Origin of the sequence: Comamonas suwonensis, assembly GCF_012844455.2 — a bacterium.
In the GTDB taxonomy this organism is placed as follows: Bacteria; Pseudomonadota; Gammaproteobacteria; order Burkholderiales; family Burkholderiaceae_C; genus Comamonas; species Comamonas suwonensis.
In genome coordinates, this window is the sequence record NZ_JABBCQ020000005.1 from 139,269 (window position 1) to 152,252 (window position 12,984).

At 61.9% G+C, this 12,984-nt stretch carries 13 protein-coding genes; 7 read left to right on the plus strand and 6 right to left on the minus strand.

Annotated elements, in window-relative coordinates; translation table 11 throughout:
- Nucleotides 1-33: 33 nt before the first annotated feature.
- Nucleotides 34-1,182 carry an aminotransferase class V-fold PLP-dependent enzyme gene (locus tag HF327_RS07455; RefSeq protein WP_169107628.1) on the plus strand — a complete coding sequence of 383 codons (1,149 nt, stop codon included), beginning with the start codon at nucleotides 34-36 and terminating at the stop codon, nucleotides 1,180-1,182.
- A 117-nt stretch (nucleotides 1,183-1,299) separates the two neighbouring features.
- A complete protein-coding gene (locus tag HF327_RS07460; protein WP_236024091.1) occupies nucleotides 1,300-1,671 on the plus strand; it encodes an FKBP-type peptidyl-prolyl cis-trans isomerase in 372 nt (123 codons plus the stop codon).
- A 15-nt stretch (nucleotides 1,672-1,686) separates the two neighbouring features.
- Here the strand turns inward: HF327_RS07460 and norR are convergent, their stop codons facing one another.
- Entirely contained in the window at nucleotides 1,687-3,270 is a 1,584-nt protein-coding gene (gene norR, locus HF327_RS07465; protein WP_169107630.1) for a nitric oxide reductase transcriptional regulator NorR, read from the minus strand.
- 159 nt (nucleotides 3,271-3,429) lie between these two features.
- Here norR and hmpA point away from each other — a divergent pair, with 159 nt between their 5' ends.
- A complete protein-coding gene (gene hmpA, locus HF327_RS07470) occupies nucleotides 3,430-4,608 on the plus strand; it encodes an NO-inducible flavohemoprotein (RefSeq protein ID WP_169107631.1) in 1,179 nt (392 codons plus the stop codon).
- A gap of 205 nt (nucleotides 4,609-4,813) precedes the next feature.
- Here the strand turns inward: hmpA and HF327_RS07475 are convergent, their stop codons facing one another.
- Complete coding sequence (locus HF327_RS07475; protein WP_169107632.1) at nucleotides 4,814-5,059, minus strand: DUF3297 family protein; 246 nt, start codon at nucleotides 5,057-5,059, stop codon at nucleotides 4,814-4,816.
- Between the two features lie 154 nt (nucleotides 5,060-5,213).
- Here HF327_RS07475 and HF327_RS07480 point away from each other — a divergent pair, with 154 nt between their 5' ends.
- Nucleotides 5,214-6,539 carry a DUF445 domain-containing protein gene (locus tag HF327_RS07480; RefSeq protein WP_169107633.1) on the plus strand — a complete coding sequence of 442 codons (1,326 nt, stop codon included), beginning with the start codon at nucleotides 5,214-5,216 and terminating at the stop codon, nucleotides 6,537-6,539.
- A gap of 103 nt (nucleotides 6,540-6,642) precedes the next feature.
- On the opposite strand, the gene HF327_RS07485 is transcribed toward HF327_RS07480, so the two are convergent.
- From HF327_RS07485 to HF327_RS07495, 3 genes are all read right to left on the minus strand, one after another.
- On the minus strand, nucleotides 6,643-7,074 hold the full coding sequence (locus HF327_RS07485; protein WP_169107634.1) for a hypothetical protein: 432 nt from the start codon (nucleotides 7,072-7,074) through the stop codon (nucleotides 6,643-6,645).
- A 101-nt stretch (nucleotides 7,075-7,175) separates the two neighbouring features.
- On the minus strand, nucleotides 7,176-7,580 hold the full coding sequence (locus HF327_RS07490) for a carboxypeptidase-like regulatory domain-containing protein (RefSeq protein ID WP_169107635.1): 405 nt from the start codon (nucleotides 7,578-7,580) through the stop codon (nucleotides 7,176-7,178).
- A gap of 100 nt (nucleotides 7,581-7,680) precedes the next feature.
- Nucleotides 7,681-9,114 (minus strand): heavy metal sensor histidine kinase, encoded by a 1,434-nt coding sequence (locus tag HF327_RS07495; protein WP_169107636.1) that lies wholly within the window; start codon nucleotides 9,112-9,114, stop codon nucleotides 7,681-7,683.
- Nucleotides 9,115-9,189: 75 nt separating this feature from the next.
- On the opposite strand from HF327_RS07495, the gene HF327_RS07500 reads away from it, so the two are divergent.
- Entirely contained in the window at nucleotides 9,190-9,531 is a 342-nt protein-coding gene (locus tag HF327_RS07500) for a DUF5713 family protein (RefSeq protein ID WP_169107637.1), read from the plus strand.
- A gap of 16 nt (nucleotides 9,532-9,547) precedes the next feature.
- On the opposite strand, the gene HF327_RS07505 is transcribed toward HF327_RS07500, so the two are convergent.
- Nucleotides 9,548-10,237: a heavy metal response regulator transcription factor gene (locus HF327_RS07505; RefSeq protein ID WP_169107638.1), complete on the minus strand. Its 690-nt coding sequence runs from the start codon at nucleotides 10,235-10,237 to the stop codon at nucleotides 9,548-9,550.
- 148 nt (nucleotides 10,238-10,385) lie between these two features.
- Between HF327_RS07505 and HF327_RS07510 the strand changes: the two genes are divergently transcribed.
- Together HF327_RS07510 and HF327_RS07515 are read left to right on the plus strand one after the other, a co-directional pair.
- Nucleotides 10,386-11,645 carry a TolC family protein gene (locus tag HF327_RS07510; RefSeq protein ID WP_169107639.1) on the plus strand — a complete coding sequence of 420 codons (1,260 nt, stop codon included), beginning with the start codon at nucleotides 10,386-10,388 and terminating at the stop codon, nucleotides 11,643-11,645.
- 13 nt (nucleotides 11,646-11,658) lie between these two features.
- Nucleotides 11,659-12,975 (plus strand): efflux RND transporter periplasmic adaptor subunit, encoded by a 1,317-nt coding sequence (locus tag HF327_RS07515; protein ID WP_169107640.1) that lies wholly within the window; start codon nucleotides 11,659-11,661, stop codon nucleotides 12,973-12,975.
- Nucleotides 12,976-12,984 lie beyond the last annotated feature (9 nt).

Here is a 12,984-nt window from a genome sequence, read left to right on the forward strand (position 1 = left end):
GACTGCTACCGCTCTTGCGACTGGAGATATTTCATGCCTGGACTTTTGCCCGATGTTGATCCCGATGGCCTGCTCGAATTTTCGGTGGTCTATACCGACAGAGCGCTCAACCATATGTCCAAGAAATTTGTGGGTGTGATGCAGGATGTGCTGGCCACGCTCAAAGAGGTTTATCACGCCAATACGGCCGTGCTGATCCCCGGCAGTGGCACCTTCGGCATGGAAGCCGTGGCGCGCCAGTTTGCCAATCGTGAGAAGGTGCTCATCGTGCGCAACGGCTGGTTCAGCTACCGCTGGACGCAGATTTTCGACGCCGATGCGGGCCTGGGTGGAGGCTCTATCGTCTGCAAGGCACGCAAGCAGGGGGAAGGCAGCCAGGATCCCTGGGCACCTTGCCCCGCCGCCGATGTGGCGGAGACCATTCGCGTCGAGCGCCCCAAGGTGGTGTTCGCTCCGCATGTGGAAACCGCCAGCGGCATCATGCTGCCCGATGACTATCTGAGCACGGTGGCGGATGCTGCGCACGAGGTGGGCGCGCTGTTTGTCCTGGACTGTGTGGCCTCGGGTGCCATGTGGGTGGACATGGAAAAGACCGGCGTGGACGTGCTGATCTCGGCACCGCAAAAAGGCTGGAGCAGCTCGCCCTGCTGCGCCATGGTCATGCTGTCGGCGCGTGCCCGTGAAGCGATTGAACACACGCAAAGCTCCAGCTTTTCCTGTGACTTGAAGAAGTGGATGCTGATTGCCGAGGGCTATGAAAAAGGCCAGCACGCCTATCACACCACCATGCCCACCGATGCATTGCTGCGCCTGCGCGATGTGATGCTGGAGACGCGTGAATACGGCTTTGCCAAGGTGCGTGAAGAGCAAATCGAGCTGGGCCGCAAGGTGCGCATGCTGCTGGAGTCGCGTGGCTTCCCCAGCGTGGCGATGGATGGCTACAAAGCCCCCGGTGTGGTGGTCAGCTACACCACCGACCCCGAAATTCAAAGCAGCCGCGCCTTCCTGAAGGTGGGCTTGCAGACTGCTTCTGGCGTGCCGCTGCAGTGCGATGAAGGGCCAGATTTCAAGAGCTTCCGTATCGGCTTGTTCGGGCTGGAAAAGTGGCACGATCCCGATCGCACGGTGGGCCATCTCTCCAAGGCGCTGGACGATATTGGCATTCCCGCTGCCCCGAATTAAGAGCCGCCTTGCGGCAATGACATCTGCAAAGCCCCGCTTCGTACTACAGTCGGGGCTTTGTTGTTACCGCCCATTCCTATGAAAAAAGCAGCATTTGCCCTTTGTGTCTTGTGTGCCATGGTTGCTGGCACAGCCGCTCAGGCTACGCCGGTCACCACCGCCAGCGGCCTGATCTATGACAGCAAGGTCGAGGGCAGCGGCCCCAGCCCCAAGGCAACAGACACCGTCAAAGTGCATTACCGTGGCTACTTTCCCGATACCGGCAAAGAGTTCGACAGCTCCTACGCGCGCCAGCAGCCGATTGAGTTTCCGCTCAGCGGCGTGATTCCCTGCTGGACGGAAGGCGTGCAGAAAATGAAGGTCGGCGGCAAGGCCAAGCTTACCTGCCCGCCCGGCATTGCCTACGGAGCCCGAGGCGCAGGCCGTGCCGTGCCGCCCAATGCCACGCTGAACTTTGATGTCGAATTGCTGGGCATTCAGGGCCGCTGATTTGCGGTTTTGAATTCACGGCTTGACGATGTCCAGCCGCTTGGCCAGCCGCTGCAGATTGGCGCGGTCGATTTGAAGCTCGCGCGCCGCTGCAGCCCAGCTGCCGTGATGGCGCGCCAGACTGGCGTTGACTAGCTCGCGCTCATAGGTGGTGACTGCATCGCGCAGACCCAACTCTGGCGCGGGTAGCGATTGAGTGGCGGGGGGCTGTGGCGCAGGTGTCGCCACTATGGCTTCTGGCTGGTCCCAGAGGTCGGCCACCCCCAGGGTCACAATACGCAGCCGGCTACTGGCACGGCCAGAGCTGCCATCGTTGCGGCTTAATGCCTTGAGCACGGCACGGCTGATCAAGTGCTCCAGCTCGCGCACATTGCCGGCCCAGCGGTGGTTCAGCAAAGCCGCTTGCGCAGCGGCCTCCAGCCGCAGGCCGCCCAGCTTGAGCCGCGAGCGGTTCTCTTCCAGAAAATAGCCTGCCAGCTGCAGCACATCGCTGTCACGCTCGCGCAGCGGCGGCACGTTGAGCGGGTAGACGTTGAGTCGGTGATAGAAGTCCGCGCGCATGCGCCCGGCGCTGACTTCCGCCGCCAGATCGCGGTTGGTGGCTGCAATCACGCGCACATCGACATGGTGCTCCCGGTCCGAGCCCAGGCGCTGCAGCTGCCCGCTTTGCAGCACGCGCAGCAGCTTGGCCTGCACGGGCAGCGAAAGCTCTCCCACTTCATCGAGAAACAGCGTACCTTGCTGCGCCTGCTCAAACTTGCCACTGCGCTCGGTCAGCGCGCCGGTAAAGGCTCCGCGCACATGGCCGAACAGCTCGCTCTCCACCAGGTTGTCGGGCAGGGCCGCGCAGTTGATGCTGACCATGGGCTTGCCTGCGCGGGCTGACTGTGCGTGTACGGCTTGCGCCACCAGTTCCTTGCCAGTGCCGGTTTCCCCGGTGATGAGCACGCTGAGATCACTGGCAGCGACGAGGGCGATGTCTTTTTGCAGCTGGCGCATGGCGGGGCTGGAACCCTGCAAGCCGCGCTCAGGCACGGCTGCGGTGCTGGTGGTGTGGCTGGATCCACGTGCCAGCTGAGAGAGCTGGTGCACGCGCTCTGCCGTGGCCACGGTGGCCGCTGCCAGATTGCTGAAAGCCTGCAGCATGGCCAGCGCCGCCGGATCGGCAAAGCGGCCGGGCTCCAGCGCATCCAGCGTCAGCAGGCCCCAGGGCATGCCGCCTAGCTGCAGCACACAGCCCATGCAGTCATGCACATGCAGCTCGGTAATGGTCTGGCCTTTGTGGGCGACCAGACCATCGTAGGGGTCGGGCAGGGGGCTGTCCGGCTCAAAGCGCATGGCCTGACCGGCGGCCAGCAACTGGGCGAAGCGCGGGTGCTCGGCCAGACGAAAGCGGCGGCCCAGCGTATCGGGCATCAGGCCATCAATCGCCATGGGGTGCAGCCATTCGCCTTCCAGTTTCAGCAGAGCGACGGCATCGGCGGGAAGCAGATTGCGCAGCGCGGCCAGCAGGCGGCGCAGGCGCTCGCGTTCGCTCAGGTCCTGGGCCAGATCCGCAATCAGCGGGCTGACGGCATTGAGGATGTGGGATGTTGTCATAACGACATCAATAAGGGTCAATAAGACTTCTTTTGTTAGATGTCATATTGACTCATATTTTTGCAAGCCATTGTTTTGTAATGGTCTTTAATCTGGCATGTAGCTTGCATTGATTCAATCAAACCTTGCAGCTGGCAAGGCTGTCATCAGGAGATTTGCATGCTTAACGAACGTCAACGCGAGATTGTCAAAGCCACCGTACCACTGCTGGAAACCGGCGGCGAGGCGCTGACCACCCATTTCTACCAAATCATGCTGGCCGAGCATCCAGAAGTGCGCCCGCTGTTCAATCAGGCGCACCAGCAAAGCGGTGCCCAGCCACGCGCGCTGGCGAACAGCGTGCTGATGTATGCCAAGAACATTGACCGTCTGGAAAACCTGGGCAGCCTGCCCGCGCAAATCATCAACAAGCATGTGGCGCTGCAGGTGCAGCCTGAGCATTACCCTGTGGTGGGCGCCTGCCTGCTGCGTGCCATTCGCGAGGTGCTGGGCGCCGAGATTGCGACGGATGAGGTGATTGCCGCCTGGGCCGCCGCCTATCAGCAGTTGGCCGATATTTTGATCGGTGCAGAGCGCGCGGTGTATGAGCAGACCGCTGCGGCCGAAGGTGGCTGGCGCGGTGCGCGTGCCTTCAAGCTGGTGCAAAAACAGGCCGAGTCGGCCGAGATCACCTCGTTTTATCTGGAGCCCGTGGATGGCGGCGCGGTCATCACCCATCAGCCCGGCCAGTACATCGGCCTGCGCGCGGTGGTGGATGGCGTGGAGCAGCGCCGCAACTACTCGCTGTCGGCGGCCAGCAATGGCAAGAGCTACCGCATCAGCGTCAAGCGCGAGGCGGGGGGCAAGGTCTCCAACTATCTGCATGACAGCGTTCACGTGGGCGATACGCTGGAGCTGTTCCCGCCTGCAGGCCACTTCACACTGCAAAGCAATGCCAAGCCGCTGGTGCTGATCAGCGGCGGCGTGGGCATCACACCCACCCTGCCCATGCTGCAGGCCGCGCTGCCCACGGGCCGCGAGATCACCTTCATTCATTGCGCACGCGATCGCGGTGTCCACGCCTTCCGCGAGAAGATTGATGCGCTGGCAGCGTCCCACAGCCAGCTCACACGCCGCTATTGCTACGACGCCGCAATGGCTGGCGACGAGGTGGATGCCCAAGGCCTGCTGAGCACCGAGCAGTTGGGCGAGTGGTTGCCAGCATCGCGGGATGCAGACGTCTACTTCCTGGGCCCACGCGGCTTTATGCGCAGCGTCAAGCAATCGTTGAGCACTTTGGGCGTGCCCGATGCACAGGTGCACTACGAGTTCTTTGGCCCCGCCGAAGCATTGGCCTGATCAACGGGTTGCTCATTAAAAAAGAGCTGCTAGCGCTTGGTATTAGTGGGTTTTCATGCATAAAGCATCTGAAACCCATATCAATCCAGCGCAAGCAGCTCTTTTTATTGAGGCGCGGCCTGAGTCCGTGACGGCCAGCAAGGGCCGCCCCGCAGCAAAGCCGTCTTCGCCCTCCGGGGGAAGGCGCGAAAGCGCCTCAGGGGGCTTAGCGGTAATACGCCTCGACCGTACCCTTGATCTTGATCAGCAGAGGCTTGCCCTTGCGGTCGATGGCCTTGGCGTGAGGAATCTTGACCCAGCCTTCGCTGACGCAGTATTCCTCGACGTCGAAGCGGTCGGTGCCGTTGAAGAGGATGCCGATGTCATGCTCGAACACGGCGGCCACATGGTGGGGGCTGCGAGGATCGATGGACAGGTGGTCGGGCAGTTCGGGGCGGATGGCGTCGGTCATGATTTTTCGAGATTCAGGAAATACAAGGGGGCCATTTTCGGTGCATTTGCAAAAGCCTGCCTTGGACTGACGCAATTGTGTAAGACAGGCGACGACCGCTCATCGGGGCTGCCGGCATAGGCGAACGGGTCCGACTGGCCGTATGCTGGCGTTCATGCTGACCCAAGAACAACGCCTGTCATTGCAGCACGCCAAGCGGCTGCCGCTGATTTTGCTGCTGCTGGTGACGGCTGGATTCATCGCTACGGCGCTGGCTGGCTCGCGCTGGGGCATTGCCGGGCAGGCCGTGCCGCTGTGGCTGGTGTGCCTGCGGGCGATCTGCGAGGCCGCCATGGTCGGCGCGCTGGCCGACTGGTTTGCCGTCTCGGCTCTGTTTCGGCGCATACCGCTGCCGCTGGTGGGGCGGCACACGGCCATCATTCCGCGCAACAAAGACCGGATTGGCGAGAACCTGGCCGTGTTTGTGCGCGATAAATTTCTGGATGCCCCATCGCTGGTCGCGCTGATCGAGCGCCATAACCCCGCGCAGGCGCTGGCCGACTGGCTGACGGCACCCGCCAACCATCAGCTGTTGGGCAAGCAGGTGGCGCGGCTGGCGCTGGCTGCACTGGAGATGGTGCAGGACAAGCAGGTCGAGAGGTTTCTGACCCAGTCGCTCAAGGCCGTGATGGCGCATGTGGACCTGTCGCGCACGGCGGCTTCGCTGCTGTCGGGGCTGACGGCGGGTGGCCGCCATCAAGAGGTACTCGACGATGTGCTGGCACGCATCAGCCGCGTGCTGCAAAAAGAGCAGACCCATGTGCTGATTGCGCAGACCATCGTGGTCTGGCTCAAGCGCGAGCACCCGATCAAGGAAAAAATGCTGCCCACGGACTGGCTCAGCGACAAGGGCGCGGCCCTGATTGCCAGTGCGCTCGATAGCCTGCTGCAAGATGTGGCGCACAACCCCGATCATCGCCTGCGGGAGGCATTTGATGGCTCGGTGCAGCGGCTGATTGAGGGATTGCAAAACGATCCGGCTTATGCAGAGCGCGTGGAAAAGCTGCGCAACTATCTGCTGCACGACGAGAAGCTTGCCGCCTATCTGCGCGAGCTGTGGGCGGGCTGGCGCGCGCGGCTTGAGCGTGATCTGGCCGATGAAAACTCAGCTCTTGCGCGGCGCGCCGCTGTGATGGGGCGCTGGCTGGGGCAGGCGCTGGCGCATGACGAGGCGCTGAGAGCCTCGATGAACGAGCGCCTGAAACGCTGGGCGACGACGCTGGCACCCGATGTTTCGAAGTTCATCGGCCAGCATATTGCAGACACCGTCAAACGCTGGGATGCGGAGCAGCTCTCAGAGTTGATCGAGGCCCATATCGGCAAGGATTTGCAGTACATCCGCATCAACGGCACGCTGGTGGGCGGGGCGATCGGGCTGCTGCTCTTTCTCATCTCGCACGCCGGAATTCTGTGGCGCAGCGCGATGCAGTCTTTGGGGTGACTCAATTTTGATAGCTTCCATCGCTTGTTCATCAAGGGTTTGATGCCGTAATGCGCCTGAAGTGCAATGAACACAAGCGCTGAAAGCTATCAATAAAGTATTTTTACTTCTGTGCTTCAACAGGCTCTGGCGGCAGCAGCTGCTTGCCGATTTGCTGCCAGGCCTTGGCGGCGTCGTTCTGGCCTGCAAACAGGTGGCAACTGGCGGCGGTCATGGCTAGGCGGCCATTTTCGGGCTCCAGGTCAAAAGCCAGCTCGCACTGCGCGGCGGCATTGGCCCACATGACCTGGGCATTGTTCGAGCCTTCTTTTTGAAGTGCATGGGCCTCGGCCATCCAGGCCTGAGCGAGGCGGAAGGCGGCTTCTGGCTCGTCCATATCGGCCTTGTGCGCCAGATAAAACTCTTTGCCAGCGGCTTGCCACAGGCCGCGGGCCTGCTCGAAGTCTTGCGTGGCCATCTTCTGGGCTTGCTGAACCAGTGCGTTGCCGGCCTGCAGATGGGCCTGGTAGTTGGATGCGTCTTGATCTTGGGGCATGGCCGGTATTGTCCTCATTGCCTGGCCGTGCGGAGCGCGCCGAGGTTCATGTCCCCTGCGCTGCCTCGGGGCTTTGCCTGCGGCGGGTCGTTGATTCTTGGCTAGTAACGGAAATCGAGCTGACGCGGAGTTTTTCCGACCTGTACCGATTGAGACTGACTGTTGCCGCCTTTGGTGGTGGCCGTGATCTTGTAACTGCCAGCGGGCAGCTTGATCAGGCAGACCGGGCCTTCGGCCGTGAACTGGCTGCTGACCTGCTTGGAGCGAATGTCGACGGTGACATTGGCCAGATAGGCCCCGCTTTTTTCCGCAAAAAGCAGCGCCAGCGGGTAGTTTTTCATCGCGGAACGCATGGCCGTGGATTCGTCTTCGCCGATGCCGCCGCAGCTGTAACGCAATGCACCGGCCTCTTGCATTTCGGGAATCTGACCTTGAGCCAGGGCCGGCAGGCTGAGCCAGGCGCTGGCGGCAAGGGCCAGGCAGGCCGTGTTTCGAAAACCAAGCATGGTGTTTTCTTTCAGAGATGCACAGACAGGAGATATTGCGGCGTTGCGGCGTTGTCGTATGTCATCTCTGCTATGTGCTGCTTGTGGGGACCTTGGGCGTTTACGAAGTGTTGCTGACGGTATCGACCGGTGGGGGCGGTGGGTTCTGATCTGCAAGCAAGCTCAGCCCGATGGTGGTGGCAGTCATGTCGGATCGTGCAAACGCTTGCCCGCCATGCATGCGTGCAATGGCGGACACAATCGCCAGCCCCAGCCCGTGGTTACGGTCAGCCTGGCTGCGGGCGGTGTCTGAACGGTAAAAGCGGTCAAACAGCCGGGGCAGGTGCTCGGCGGTAATGGTCGGGCCGTGGTTTTGTACGCTCAGTGTGATGGTTTCCTGAGCGGTGTCCTGAGATATGCCCTGCGCAGCGTCCTGTGATGTGCTCTGAATCTGCACTTCAATGCAGCTTCCCGGCGTGGCGTAGCGTGTGGCATTGCCCAGCAGGTTCGATAGCGCGCGGCGCAGCAGGCGGGCATCGACTTGGGCTTGCGCATCGCCCTGCACGCGCACTTGCAGACCAGCCTCTTGCAAGGCAGCCTCGTGGTAGTCCACCACTTCGGCGGCCAGACTGGCAAGGCTGGCGACTTGAATGCGGTGCGCGCTCTCGCCTCTATCCGCGTGCGAGAGAAACAGCATGTCCGCCACGATGCCGGCCATGCGCTGCAGGTCTTCGAGGTTGGAGGCCAGAATGTCGCGCAGTTCCTCGGCATCTCGCGGCTTGCGCAGGGCCAGCTCGCAGCTGCTGATGAGTGTGGTCAGCGGGGTGTTGAGCTCATGCGCGACATCGGCGTTAAAGGCCTCCATCTGCCGGTAGGCCACGGCCAGTCGCTCCAGCAGGGCGTTGAACTGGGCGATCAGTGGGCGCAGCTCCTGCGGCTGGTCGGTGTCGTCCAGCCGTTTTTGCCAGTCGCGGCTCAAGTCTTGTGCGCCCAGTTGCCGGGTCTGCTCGACCAGCGAATGCAGCGGTGCCAGCCCGCGACGTACCAGCCAGGCGCTGGTGAGGGACACCAGTAGCGAGCTGCTCACGGCGGCCAGACCCAGAATCCAGGCCAGCTGGCGCAGCAGCGCATCGTCGGGGCGGCGGTCCAGCAGCAGCAAGACCTGAAGGGTTTGAGGTGTCTGATCGACAGCGCTGGCTGGCAGCTCAACGCTAAAGCTGCGTCTTGTGCTGTGGCGATCGTCGAGTGGCCGATTCAGCTTCTCAAAAAACAGCTGGTTGTCCTGCTGGGTGACGCGTATGGACATGTCCTCATGCCCCGTCAGAAAGTCGGACAGCATGTGCTGCATGGCGCTGGAGGAATGGCTGTCCCGGCCTTGCTGGAGCAGGTGCATCACGGTGGCCTGTTTTTGTTCCAGGCTTTCCTGCTGGCGCAGTGTCAACGCCAGCAGACTGCCCCAGTAGACGGCGACGCAGACCAGACCCAGCCCCAGCATGGTCTGCAGAGCCAGAGAGCGCGACAGGCGTTTGCCCAGATGGGGAATGGATGGGGTCATGGGTTTTCCTTGGGGATCAGGTCCTGCCACATAGCGCTGCTATGCTGCACCGGCCTTGTATTCAGGAGATATTTTGTGAGCTTGAGCAATTCAAAAATGACGGGCCATCGCTTTTTGGCAGAAATGTATGACGATGCGTATTACCCCGGCGCACTGGTAAAAAAAGGAGCAGACATTCTGGTGGAGCTGTGCCAGCAGATTGAGGCGCAAAAGCCTGCCAGTCTGGAACAGCTTTATGCGCTGACCTTGGTAGCGACGGAGCGCTTCAATGACTTGCAGCAAGAATTTGATGAGCAAGGTAGCGAGATCGAGACAGTGGCCCGCGATTGCATTGGCACCGATTTCCTGGCTATTGCCCATGCCTATGGTTTTGACAATGCCGACCGTGAAGCGTTGATCAGCGAGCGCGACTGGTAAGCGCTGTTTCGCCTTCTTAATCCTGCGTGCGCAATTCCAGCACATAGCCCATGCCGCGTACGGTGTGCAGCAGGGTCAGCTCAAACGGTGCATCGAGCTTGAGGCGCAGGCGGCGCACGGCGACTTCGACCACATTGGTTTCGCTGTCAAAGTTCATGTCCCAGACCTGCGATGCCAGCTCGGTGCGCGACAGCACCTCGCCCTGTCTGCGCAGCAGCAGACTCAGCAGGTTGAACTCTTTGGCCGTCAGATCCAGCCGCTGTCCGGCGCGGGTGGCGCGGTGGCGTAGAAGGTCCAACTCCAGATCGGCCATGCGCAGCACTGTGGCTTCGGGCGTGGCTTGCGTCTGCAGGCCCCGGCGCAGCAGCACATGGATGCGGGCCACCAGTTCAGAGAAGGCAAAGGGCTTGACCAGATAGTCGTCGGCACCGCCCTGCAGGCCTTTGACGCGGTCTTCCACCTGCGCGCGAGCCGTGAGCATGAGCACGGGCGTCTGCCGTGACAGGCGCAGTGCAGCCAGCACGGCGAGGCCGTCGATGCCGGGCAGCATGCCATCCAGAATGATGAGGTCATAAGGCTGCTCGGTCGCCAGGTGCAGGCCGTCAATACCGTTGTGGACGGTATCGACCACAAAGCCTTCCTCGCTCAGTCCTTTTTGCAGGTACTCGGCGAGCTTGGTTTCGTCTTCAATGACTAGAAGCTTCATGGCACAGATTGTCGAGCAAGTCGGCAAGCCCTGAAGATGACAAATTTGTCATCTTCAGGACAGTGCTCTGTCGGGGCTGGCGCGCTAGATTCGCCCAGCCTGCAAAGGTCTGCCAACGGGAGGGCAGTCTTGCAGACGGAGTATCACCATGACATTCATTACCAAGGCAGCCGCAGTGCTGCTGGGCGGCGGGCTGAGCCTGCTAGCACCCTTGGGCTGGGCGCAGCAGGCGCCAGCCATTGCGGCCACGCCGACCCCTATGAGCTTGCAGGCCGCACTGGCTCTGGCCATGGAGCACAACCCCAGTCTGCGTGCCGCTGCGCAAGCCGTGGCCGCCAGCGAAGGCGCCGTCGTTCAAAGCCGGGCGCGACCTAATCCGGAGCTGGCCTATTCTCAGGAAGACACGCGACGCGAAACCCGCTCCATGACGCTGCAGTGGAACCAGCCCATAGAAATCGGCGGCAAGCGCGCTGCACGGATGAAGGCTGCCGAGCATGGCCGCGATCTGGTGCAGGCCGAGCTGGATGCCACCCGCGCCGGTCTGCGTGCCGATGTGCGTGCCGCCTTTGCCAAGGTGCTGGCCGGGCAGCAGCGCGTGCAGCTGCATGAGAAAACTCTGGAGATTGCCAGCAACGCCCGCGATGCCGCCGCCAAGCGTGTGCAGGCCGGCAAGATTGCTCCGCTGGAAGAAACCAAGGCCCGTGTGGCCGAGAGCAGCGCCCAGCTGGCGCTGGCGCAAGCCCAGTCGGGCCTGCGTGTGGCCCGCCAGCAACTGGCGCTGCTGTGGGGTGCACAGCCCGCATCCATGGGGCGCGCCGTGGGCGAACTGGGAGATTTGCCCAGCTTGCCAGATAGCCGTGCCATGCTAGAAAAACTGGAGCATTCACCTCAGATGCTGCGCGCGCAGCAGGCTGTTTTGCAGGCAAAGTCGGTGGCCGAGCTGGAGCGCGCCAAGCGCCTGCCTGATCCCACCGTGAGTCTGGGTATGAAGCGCGCGCAGGAAGTGGGGCGCAATCAGCTGGTGGTCGGTATCTCGGTGCCGCTGCCGATTCTGGACAGCAACCGTGGCAACCAGCTGCAGGCGCTGCGGCTGGCGGACAAAGCGGAAGACGAGTTGCTGGCCACGCGCCAGCAGCTGAACGCGCAGCTGCAACAGCAACTGGAGCTGCTGCAAACCAGCCGCGCACAGGCGCTGCAACTGGCGCAGCAGGTGTTGCCAGCGGCAGAGTCCGCTTACGAGGTCTCTGCCAAGGGCTTTGCGCTGGGCAAATTCAGCTATCTGGAAGTGCTGGATGCGCAGCGCACGCTGGCCGATGCGCGCAGCCTGTATCTGGAGCAGCTGGTCGCCACCCATCAGGCGGCTGCCGACATCACCCGTCAGCTGGGCGATGTGCCCGGTCTTGAATAAATAGTCACCACCCATGAACGCACAACCCACCACATCGCGCCGCACGGCGATTGCCATTGCCGCCATTCTGGCGCTGGGCGCGGCCGCCGCTTTTTTCATTGTTCGCGGCACGGAACCTGCCGCTGCGGGCGCTGACAGCCACTCCCATGCAGGCGAAAAAAAATCGTCAGATGCGCATTCGCATGGCAAAGATGAAGCGCATGACGACCATGACCAGGGTCATGAAAAGCCCGCTGCAGAAGGTGAGAAAGATCACGATCATGATCACGCCAAAGAAGGCGGAGAAGAGCATGAAGAAGGCGTGCTCCAGCTCGATGCCGCTCGCGCCAAGGTGGCCGGTGTCACGCTGGCCGAAGCAGGTGCTGCCAGCATCGGCAGCACGCTGCAATTGCCGGGTGAAATTCGCTTCAACGAAGACAAGACCGCCCACGTCGTGCCGCGCGTGGCGGGTGTGGCCGAGAGCGTGGCCGCCAATCTGGGGCAGGTGGTAAAAAAAGGGCAGTTGCTGGCCATCTTGACCAGCCCCACAGTGTCCGAGCAGCGCAGCGAGTTGATGGCTTCGCAAAAACGACTGGGTCTGGCGCGCACCACGTATCAGCGTGAAAAACAGCTGTGGCAGGAAAAAATCTCGGCCGAGCAGGATTATCTGCAGGCCCAGCAGGCGCTGCGTGAAGCCGAAATTGCCGCGGCCAATGCCCAGCAAAAGCTGGCTGCCATTGGCGCTGGCGTGGCCTCTGGCGGCGCGCTGAACCGCTTTGAGCTGCGGGCACCGTTTGATGGCGTGGTGGTGGAAAAGCATTTGTCCGTGGGCGAAGCCGTGCAGGACAGCACGGCGGTGTTCACCATCTCCGATTTGCGCTCCGTTTGGGCCGAGATGAAGGTGGCCGCATCTGACTTGCCATTTGTGCGCGTGGGCGAAAAGGCCACGGTGCATGCCACGGCTTTTGAATCCAAGGGCACGGGTACGGTGGCCTATGTGGGAGCGTTGATTGGCCAGGAGACACGCACGGCCCCCGCGCGCATCACGCTGGATAACCCAGACGGCATCTGGCGTCCGGGTCTGTTTGTGAATGTGGATTTGACGGCATCCAGCCAGAAGGCGGCGGTGACGGTGAACAGCGCAGCCATTCAGAAAATGGAGGGCGAAAAAACCGTGGTGTTTGTGCCGGTGCAAGGGGGCTTCAAGGCGCAAAGCGTGAAGCTGGGCAAGGCCGACAGCCAGAACACTGAAGTGCTGCAGGGCCTGAGCGCAGGCCAGCGCTATGTGGTGGGCGGCAGCTTTGTGCTGAAGTCTGAGCTGGGCAAAGCCAGTGCTGAACACGTTCATTGACAGGGTGAT